General features: G+C 31.8%; 11 protein-coding genes. 10 read left to right on the plus strand and 1 reads right to left on the minus strand.

Features of this window, described 5'->3' with window-relative positions:
* Positions 1-4: 4 nt before the first annotated feature.
* Positions 5-973, minus strand: coding sequence for an ABC transporter substrate-binding protein (locus ACTJJ9_RS21965; protein ID WP_145585022.1), 969 nt, complete (start codon positions 971-973; stop codon positions 5-7).
* 558 nt (positions 974-1,531) lie between these two features.
* Between ACTJJ9_RS21965 and ACTJJ9_RS21970 the strand changes: the two genes are divergently transcribed.
* The 10 genes from ACTJJ9_RS21970 to ACTJJ9_RS22015 all read left to right on the plus strand — a co-directional run bounded on the left by ACTJJ9_RS21970 (position 1,532) and on the right by ACTJJ9_RS22015 (position 8,960).
* Positions 1,532-2,140, plus strand: coding sequence for an alpha/beta fold hydrolase (locus tag ACTJJ9_RS21970; RefSeq protein ID WP_145585020.1), 609 nt, complete (start codon positions 1,532-1,534; stop codon positions 2,138-2,140).
* 314 nt (positions 2,141-2,454) lie between these two features.
* A complete protein-coding gene (locus ACTJJ9_RS21975; RefSeq protein WP_440768871.1) occupies positions 2,455-2,991 on the plus strand; it encodes a hypothetical protein in 537 nt (178 codons plus the stop codon).
* A gap of 176 nt (positions 2,992-3,167) precedes the next feature.
* The gene (locus tag ACTJJ9_RS21980) at positions 3,168-3,683 is read left to right on the plus strand and encodes a serine hydrolase domain-containing protein (RefSeq protein WP_255452027.1); all 516 of its coding nucleotides are present in this window, start codon (positions 3,168-3,170) and stop codon (positions 3,681-3,683) included.
* Positions 3,644-4,003 carry a hypothetical protein gene (locus ACTJJ9_RS21985; protein WP_255452026.1) on the plus strand — a complete coding sequence of 120 codons (360 nt, stop codon included), beginning with the start codon at positions 3,644-3,646 and terminating at the stop codon, positions 4,001-4,003. Before ACTJJ9_RS21980 ends, ACTJJ9_RS21985 begins: the two co-directional genes overlap by 40 nt.
* A gap of 409 nt (positions 4,004-4,412) precedes the next feature.
* A complete protein-coding gene (locus ACTJJ9_RS21990; RefSeq protein ID WP_095303528.1) occupies positions 4,413-5,120 on the plus strand; it encodes a DNA alkylation repair protein in 708 nt (235 codons plus the stop codon).
* A gap of 409 nt (positions 5,121-5,529) precedes the next feature.
* Positions 5,530-5,853 (plus strand): hypothetical protein, encoded by a 324-nt coding sequence (locus tag ACTJJ9_RS21995; RefSeq protein ID WP_145585369.1) that lies wholly within the window; start codon positions 5,530-5,532, stop codon positions 5,851-5,853.
* A 123-nt stretch (positions 5,854-5,976) separates the two neighbouring features.
* Complete coding sequence (locus ACTJJ9_RS22000) at positions 5,977-6,648, plus strand: hypothetical protein (protein WP_145585370.1); 672 nt, start codon at positions 5,977-5,979, stop codon at positions 6,646-6,648.
* Positions 6,649-6,963: 315 nt separating this feature from the next.
* Entirely contained in the window at positions 6,964-7,398 is a 435-nt protein-coding gene (locus ACTJJ9_RS22005) for an SMI1/KNR4 family protein (protein ID WP_145585373.1), read from the plus strand.
* Positions 7,399-7,799: 401 nt separating this feature from the next.
* A complete protein-coding gene (locus tag ACTJJ9_RS22010; protein WP_145585371.1) occupies positions 7,800-8,672 on the plus strand; it encodes an aminoglycoside phosphotransferase family protein in 873 nt (290 codons plus the stop codon).
* Between the two features lie 21 nt (positions 8,673-8,693).
* Positions 8,694-8,960, plus strand: coding sequence for an NUDIX domain-containing protein (locus ACTJJ9_RS22015; protein ID WP_145585372.1), 267 nt, complete (start codon positions 8,694-8,696; stop codon positions 8,958-8,960).
* Positions 8,961-9,255: the final 295 nt, after the last annotated feature.

Here is a 9,255-nt window from a genome sequence, read left to right on the forward strand (position 1 = left end):
GCTTCTATTCCTCAACAGATTCTGGATATAGAATAGACATCGCTTCATTCAAGACGATTGACATTGACCCTATTCCTCTTCCATTTGCCCAAATATTTGTGCGCACTTCATGGACTTTGTTTTCCTTAACAGCTTTAAGCTCTGACCAAATAGGATTTTTCGCTAATTGTTCGGATAATGAAGGACTGCTTTCCGAACCGAAACTGAACGTCTCAACGAATATGACATCAGGATCTACTTTCAATACCTCTTCTAATGAAAACTGAACACCTCCATTATTATGACCTTCACCTGTGGGAGCCTCCCACGGATAATTAGTGATTTCAGATAAGAGTGAGCCCATAACTGACTTATTTGTATCTATTCCAAAATTCACATCTGAGCCATACATAATTAGAGCTGTTTTATCATGTGTTGACAATGTTTTATATTCTTCTAATTGCTTTTCAAATGTTTGTACTGCTTTACTTGCTTCATCCCTTTTTTGAAGCAGTTCACCAAGCTTTTCTACAGTTGAAATGGAATCATGATAGTCACTCGGTGAGGCAATATAAAGAGGTATTTCACTCCCTAATGCTTCACGAATATTATCATGTACCCCTCCTAAACCAATAACAAGGTCTAAGTCATTACTTAGCATATCCTCCAAATTAGGCTCAAAAAATGATCCCCCGATAATGGCAATATCCTTACCTTTTTCTCCAAAAAATTCAGGCTCTTGTGTAATACCATTAGATGAAACTGCTGTAGGGGTTAACCCTAGTTGCTTTAAAGTATCAACACATATTTCAGTTAAGCAACCAATTCTTTTAGGTGGATCCTCAAAAACTAATTCAGTTCCTGTGTCATCTGTTATTTTGATTTCTCTATTAGTGGAACTGCTTTCTAGGTTTTCTTGTACGTTGCGTTCATTACCACATGCAACAAGTAGTAACAGCGCTAAAATTACAATAAGATTCTTGTATTGTTTCATTTTTATGTACCTCCAAGAATGAAATAAATCGTAATTATTACTATTTAATGGTAGGTGGTCTCCGGGAACTTGTCAACAATAAATCGTATTAATTACGATTTATTGTTGTTGTCTTAATAGAATTGCTCCAATTTAGATCTAACTAATTTTCTAAAAACGTTGTTTTTTGGGAGGATTAAGCTAGCGAAAAAGGGTGCCTATTTTTGTTTATAGAAGGGAAAAACGATTAGTCCCAGAACTGTTTTGGATAAGTTCTTTTGTATGTTGATTAAACCTGTTCTTATTATTTTTTTGATGGTTTTAATAGAGGAAGTGAGAGACTCCGAAGGAAGGATTAAGTAAAAAAATCCAAACCATAGAACTATGATTGTTACATAATTCGAAGTGTTTTTTAGTAAAATTTACCGATTTTTAGGATAAGCTTTGACATCTAATATTTATGCATATTATTATTTTAATAGATTGATTTTGGTAGTTTTTTACATGATGGTGTATCAATGAGAACAGGACTTGCTAAAATGTTAATATTATTTATTTAAATATTTAGGAGGAATACTAATGAAGAAAGTTAAATTTTATTCCATGTTATTAAGTTTAGCTATGTTATTCTCAATCTTTATTAATTTTCAGCCTTCAGATGTTAGTGCTGCCACTGCTACATCTAAAACTCCAGTTGTTTTTGTTCACGGTTTAACTGGTTCTGACACAAATTTTGCACTCATTAAGAGATATTTACGTTCTCAAGGCTGGGCTGATAACGAGCTTTATGCGATTGACCTACCAAGCAAACAGGGGCATCAAGAGCTAAATTCAACGGCAATTAAACTATTTGTCGATGATGTAATTAGTAAAACAGGCAGTTCAAAAGTAAATATTGTGGCACATAGTATGGGAGGAGCAAACAGCTTATATTACATCCTAAATAAAGGTGGCAGTTCCAAAGTGGAAAAGCTTATTACTTTAGGTGGGGCAAATCGACTTACGACAAATTATGCTCCTGAAGGAATTAAAACAACTTCTATCTATTCATCAAGTGATTATATTGTAAGACCGTATTTATCAATGCTTTACGGTGCAAATAATATTGAAATCCGTGGTGTTTCACATATTGGACTTCTTTCAAACTACCAAGTAAATAATCTTATAAAATCGGCTCTTGAAGAATAGAGTTACAAAAGAAATCGTAATAAAGTTATAAAGGTGATTCAGTAGAATCACCTTTTTGTATTACAAGAAATATTTGTCAAGAATAGCAAAGATGGTACATTTGAGACTGCAATGCTAAAGGAAGTGATACTTCAATAAGAAGTATCGTTTATTTAGGTTTTCTTTAAACTAAGACTTGAGGCTGATGAAAATTTGGACCTTAGATGTATAGAAAAGGATATTCTAAATGGTAAGATTTTCTTGTGAAAATGATGTAAATGCAAAGAAGTGGGGAACTTTTGATTTAGAAAAAAATCACATTTGGAGGTTAGAGTGTGTCTAGAGAGATTCGCTTATCAGAGAAGTTGCTATTAATAGGGTTAAGTTTTATTTTAGTATTTATGATTGTTCAAGATTGGGTACCTATTGGCTCATTAAACGATGTTCAAGCAATTGCTAACGAACGATCATTTAATGAATTGCTGATTATCACAGTGTCAGGAATTGTCCAGATTTTAGTATTAATGACTTTTGTAATCATTTATATGGGGAAGTTATATCCAATTTGGGTTAAACTCTGGCTATTTATCCATCAAATTTGTATCTTTGTAGGGGTATTAATAGACTGGTGGATCCCATATCTTTTTGGATATGGGGCAGAAAAAAGAGTCGAAAGCTACAATCAAATGTTTGGAGATACGCACTTTTTTCTACCAGTAATGAATGGGATTGTTCCAAATACTTTACATACTATTTTCCATCTAACCTTGTTAATCTGTATATTCCTAACTATAAATGTAATTTTGAATGATTCAAGAAAGGGAAACAGTAACTATTCACTTAGAAATAATAATTTGAAAGCCAAAAATTAATTTTTTATCTGCAACGCAAACGGGTACAATATTTCTGATGAAGAGGTAAATCATCAAAATAATCGTCCAGCCATATTAAAGATGGTTTTAAAATATAAATCTATTTAAAAGGGAAATAAACCTTAAAAATAGAATAAGTAATGTGTAATGTGACTATTGGCTGGGGGTACTGTTTTTTGAATCTTACATATAATCGAAATAACCATTTTTCTTCGGTGTTAAATCATGTTCATAACACCTTTAACCAAGTAACTTGTTCTGGAGCTTCTGTTTTTATTATTCATAATGAATCTATTGTTTTAGAAGAATATATAGGGAAACAATCCAACAAAAATGACGCAAGAATGGTGAGTGCTGATACTCAATTTCACATAGCTTCAGTAAGGAAAAGCTATATTGGTTTTGCTATAGCTTATGCTCTTTATTACGGTTATTTGGAGGATATAGATGATTTAGTATTAAAATATTTACCTGAGCTTGACAAGGCAATTTGGAGAGAAACAACAATAAGGCATTTATTAACTCATACACATGGTTTACATCAAAAGGAGGATATTGTATTTCGTGAGTATCCTACTGGTCAAAACTGGACATATCGACAAGTCGGCATAGATGCTTTGACTCAAATTGTAAAGAAGACAACAAAAAAACAGTGTCTGAGATTATTCACGAACAAGTATTTAGACCACTAGGTTTTTTTGAATCAAACTGGTATGCACATAAGCATGATAAACTTGTCGAGGTAATCCTACGAGATGGTGGAGATGTAAATTGGAAAACAAGTGATAGCACTGAAGGCGATAAGGCAAATATGTATGTGTCGGCACGTGAATTAGCTTTTTGGGGTTACTTCCATCTCAAACAAGGAAAGATAGATGGTAAACAAATTGTTCCAAAAGAGATTATACAACTCGCTACATCAGTTCAAAGTCCCTCAGAGATTGAGCAAGACTTACCTCAAAATGGTTTCTTATGGTTTGTAAAGATTTACCTGCTACGAAATCTGAAATAGGTGCAGAAGTTCCGATTGGTTCATACCAAATACTTGGTTATACAGGTGTTACATTATTAGTAATTCCACAAGAAAACCTTGTGGCAGTTCGTATGTTTAATAGTTTTGGTTCACCAGAAGGATATAATTACCTATCTGATGTTAGATCTTTTGGAGACAATTTAATGAATTGTTTACAATCAATTTCAATTGATGTATGACTTAAAGGTTTAGCCGTCAAATGGATTTGCTAAAATTAATTCTGGTGTTCATAGCCATGACGCACATAGGTTTTACCTAAAAGGTGTATTAGATAATCCTTTTCATCATTTTCAAATGTTTCTTTAACTTACGGTTTATGATAGATTTGAACAAGAATATTAACTATTTAGTTCTATAAGATAGATAATAAAGAAAGGATAACAAATCTATGGATTTCGAAACAGTTATGCAGGAACTTGAAGCTCTTGGTAAGGAACGAACGAAAAAAATATACTTATCCAATGGTGCCCACGAGCCTCTTTTTGGTGTAGCTACAGGAGCTATGAAACCAATTGCAAAGAAAATAAAAATCAATCAACCTTTAGCTGAAGAACTTTATGCTACTGGTAACTACGATGCGATGTATTTTGCAGGGATTATCGCAGATCCAAATGCTATGACAGAGTCGGATTATGAGCGTTGGATGGATAAAGCCTATTTTTATATGATATCTGATTATGTTGTGGCAGTAACTTTATCAGAATCAACTATTGCACAAGATGTTGCCGATAAATGGATTTCAAGCGGTGAGGAGCTGAGAATGTCGGCAGGATGGAGTTGTTATTGCTGGCTTTTAGGGAATCGGAAGGACAATGAATTTTCCGAAAGTAAAATCTCCAACATGCTTGATATAGTGAAAAATTCTATTCATGATTCACCAGAACGAACGAAAGCATCTATGAATAATTTTCTATACACCGTGGCGATTTCATATTTACCACTACATGAAAAGGCAGTCGAGACCGCGAAGGAAATCGGTATTGTTGAAGTGAAGCGGGATAAGAAGAAAACAAGTCTTTTAAACGCTTACGAAAGTATTCAAAAAGAAATAGATAGAGGGAGACTTGGTTTCAAACGCAAGTATGTTAGATGTTAAAATATGAATTGTATATACGGACAGTCGGCTCTACTTCAAAAAGAAGTAGAGTCTTTTTTTGTTAAAAAAAGTAATTGCATTATTTTCTTGCATTTTATTAAGGTGTATTTGTGGTAAAATTAGGTAAATAGAGTAGTTCGGGATTCAATTACAGGCTAAATAATAAAATTTTTGGTTACATTGCTTTGAGATGCAGCTTCCTTAAGATTCTAATTAGAAAAGGGAGTAAGTAATGAAAACGAAATATTGAAAGAACAAAATAATTCAAAGAAATAATTTATACATTATTTATCAGTAGGTAATCATGAATTTGAAACGAAAACAGGTAGTTTTAAAGAATGGATTTGTAACACTCATCATTATTTTAAATTTATAATTATCATTAGGTGCAATTATAACAGGAATAATGATGCTATTAAAAAAAGGTGTTTTCGCTAGTTTTCCAAATGAATGGACTACGTATGTTCCTTTTAATAATTGGATAATCCTAGCGTTATTTTTAATCATATTGTTCGGAATTGGAAATGCATTTGCCTCTTTAAATGGATTATTAAAAAAGGAAAGAAAATTATATAATTTGACCATGATTATGGGTATTTTGTTAGTGTTATCTAAAGTAATACAAGTAATCGTGATAAAAGAATGGTTCCTAGCAACGGTTGAATTTTTGTTTATAGGTTTAATCCAAATATTATTAGGTCTGTTTGGGATAAATGCATATAAAAAAGGATAAATGAAAAGTGATATAAATTCAGTCAATACAAAACTGAATTTTACGTAAGAATGAGTTTAAGAAGAAAAAATTAAATTAGAAATATAAATTGTTAATCTTTGCAAAAGAAGGAAGGTTTTCGTATTGGGTACGGATAAATATAATTTGGTTAATCAAAATAATTGTAAAAAACCAAATTATAAAATCGTTGATAATGAAGTATATTTTGATATTTATGTTAGCCCTGATAAAGAAGTTTGTATAATAGCCAGCTTAGATAACAATTATATTTGTTGGGCATCGATTACCGATCTTGATGAAAGAGAATTGATTGTGACTATTTTTGATTATATATTGAAATGTAAAGCTGTTACGGTTTCGAGTATCAATTTGGCATTAGGGTCTCGTTATAAGGAAGTAATGAAGTGGCATAAATATCGTATATCCAAAACATTGTATAGTGATGGTGAAAAGCGTTACTACTCACAAGCAACTTCTACTTATTTAGGAAAAAACGAAATGTATCTTGCAAAATATATGTCTGGAGAAATAAACAAGTTTTATTATTCGGAGCTATCGAAGTGCAAATATCGTTTAATGGATAATTATTATTTTAAGATATTAAAAGGATATAAAAATCTTTTAAAGCAAAAGGAAAATGTAGAATACTATATCGAAATGAAACCTCTTATTTCCTTATTGGAGAGTGAGAGTTACTTAAAATTATGTCCGAACGAGGAAATAAGAAATATGTATTTGGATTGTATGAAGGAATGTTCTCATTTATATAATCGGTATATGTCATCAGTAAGGTAAGCGGATTGTAGTGATATATTATTTTAATATGAAGAGTGTATCAATTTTGGATTTTTTATGTTATTAAAAGGTGGAAATCATATGAATTGTAGGCATTGTAATCAAGCCTTGAATGGTATCCATCCTTAATGACAGGTATAAATCATGTCCAAGTTTTTCTTAAAATAACCCAAATCAAGTTCATGTCTTTTATCCAGAGTGCTTTTGGCACCATAGTTCATCGTGTTACAAATAATAAAGTCATTATACATATTTATTGCACTAATGAGGTTAGAGACTTAGCATTATAGATTTCAAAGGTGGTAAGGATTATTGGTGTGGAAAGGTTATTTAAGCAGTATTTCAAAAGAGTGTCAGTTTAAAGCACCTGCAACTGAAACGGAGATACTATCAATTAAAAAGGATTTAAATATTGATTTACCTAAAAAGTTGGCCGATTTATACTACGAAACAAATGGAGTATATGGTAACTACGGTATTTCTTTTATTTGGTCACTAGAACAAATGATCAAAGAAAACTTATTTTTTTGGACTTTACATGAACATAAAGAATCTATGAAACCATTAGATACTTTTTTGTTTTTTTCCGATGCGGGTAATGGGGACTTATTTGGATATTCAATTGGAAACGGAAACATTCAATATGAAGATATTTATCTATGGAATCATGAAGATGATAGTCGCAGTATAATTGCTTCATCGTTGGAAGAGTTTATTAAAGGTTGGATTGGAGGAGAAATTTCTATTTAATCTATTCCCCTTATTCTGGTTAACATGTATAAATAAATAGGGGTTGCTGGAGGAAGATAATTTGAATGAAGATACTTATCAAATCATAAAACATTTGATACAGAAAACTAAAGGAAAAAAAACTATAGTTGAGATAAATAACTTAGAAACAAACAATTGTATTTTGCAAAGAAAGAATACATAGTATTGCAATTGCAACTACACAATGTTGCAACTTGACATGGAGCCTCTGCGGGCATGAGTCTCAAGCCAAGAAGCCAGCAAGATCAAGGGCTGGCTTTGCCACGAAAGGCTATCATGCCCACCACTCCATGTAAAGTAGCAACGACAAATCAGCTTGCAATACTCTGCACTTTTATTTTGCAATACACAACAATAATGGTTTTAATAACAATATATCAATGTTTCATCTAAATTACTTCCAAGGAAGAGATAAATTTTCCAGACCAGTTGTCTTAAAAAGATATAAGGGAAATGATAATTTTAATAAAGAATTAAATATTTTAAGAAGTAAACCTATAAATATGTACATTAATATCCCAAATGTTTATTTTGAAGACAAAGAAACGAATATATTGTTGATGGACCAAGTGAAGGGGATTACTCTCGACGAATACTTCTTATCAAATCATGATGATATAAGCATTGCATTCAGTCAATTTGGTAAGACACTTGCCCGTATTCATGCAATTGATATTAATACTTTAAATGAAAATCTTACTGATAGCTTACTGCAAGAAGATTATTTCAGTTCATATATAAAAATTTTAAGAAATAGGGTAAAGAGATTTGAAGACTCAGTATACATGAGTGTTTTGGAAAATATTGTGTATGCATTTAAAACTGTAGAATTTAATGAGGTGCTAAATCATGGAGATTATCATTTTTTGAATACAATAATCACCGAGGAAAATATATTGTACATCTTGGATTGGGAAAAAGCATTCATAGGAGATTATCGTTATGATATAGCTAATACTCTTGTAATAGGGTATTCTTGGTTCGGGACAAACTTCAAAGAACCTATGTTAGAGGCTTATCAAAACATCGCAAATAAGAAAATTGAACATTTGGAGTGCTTTGAAGCATTATTAAGTTTTGACTCATTTACTAAAATAGTACCCATCATCCAAGGAGCTGATGATTCACACATACGGGATAGGTCATTTGAATGGTTATTAAGACGGTATGAATTATTTGTAAGACATAACAGAACAAGGATAAATAAAGCTGAAGAATATTTATTCAATAAGGGTCTTTCAATAAATATTTAGTTTGTTTTCCTTAACAAGTTTATGAATATACTTTCTGGTGGTAGCCAAGAACCAGGAGAAACACTAAAAGATGCTGATATAAGAGAATGTTTAGAAGAGGTTGGAGTGAAGGTTAAAGTTAAAGAACTTTTATTTGTAAGTGAATATATCGGAAAAAATCACGAACACTCACAATGGGATAGTGAAGTCCACGTTGTTACTCACCTTTTTGCCTGTACACCTCAATTTAATCAAAGTACGATAGTCAAAGGGACAGCACCTGACCCTGATCAAATAGGAAATGAATGAATCCCATTGGATGAAATAACTAATTCTAATTTTTACCCAAAAGCTATGATACCGATTCTCATAAAGTATGGAATTCAAAGTGAAATTGAATCAATATATGTCGGGGATATTGGTTAAGCTACTTTAGTTTATATTAACAATGGTGTCAGAGTTAAATTAAAGGTCGCTGGAGCGATTTTTTTTAAAAGATAAGAAAGTATAAAAATTTGGGTCTACCACAGTCATTTAAGCTGTGGTATTTTCATTTTATGGAGACCAATATATTGAGAAGAATATTTTTTGATAAACACCAACA

The organism is Metabacillus sp. 22489, assembly GCF_052044855.1.
GTDB classification, from domain to species: domain Bacteria; phylum Bacillota; class Bacilli; order Bacillales; family Bacillaceae; genus Metabacillus; species Metabacillus niabensis.

Bases quoted from the DNA above. Each gene is read 5' to 3' on its own strand.
- ACTJJ9_RS21965 (WP_145585022.1), bottom strand. From the start codon at position 973: ATGAAACAATACAAGAATCTTATTGTAATTTTAGCGCTGTTACTACTT.
- ACTJJ9_RS21970 (WP_145585020.1), top strand. From the start codon at position 1,532: ATGAAGAAAGTTAAATTTTATTCCATGTTATTAAGTTTAGCTATGTTA.
- ACTJJ9_RS21990 (WP_095303528.1), top strand. From the start codon at position 4,413: ATGGATTTCGAAACAGTTATGCAGGAACTTGAAGCTCTTGGTAAGGAA.
- ACTJJ9_RS21995 (WP_145585369.1), top strand. From the start codon at position 5,530: ATGCTATTAAAAAAAGGTGTTTTCGCTAGTTTTCCAAATGAATGGACT.
- ACTJJ9_RS22010 (WP_145585371.1), top strand. From the start codon at position 7,800: ATGTTTCATCTAAATTACTTCCAAGGAAGAGATAAATTTTCCAGACCA.
- ACTJJ9_RS22015 (WP_145585372.1), top strand. From the start codon at position 8,694: ATGAATATACTTTCTGGTGGTAGCCAAGAACCAGGAGAAACACTAAAA.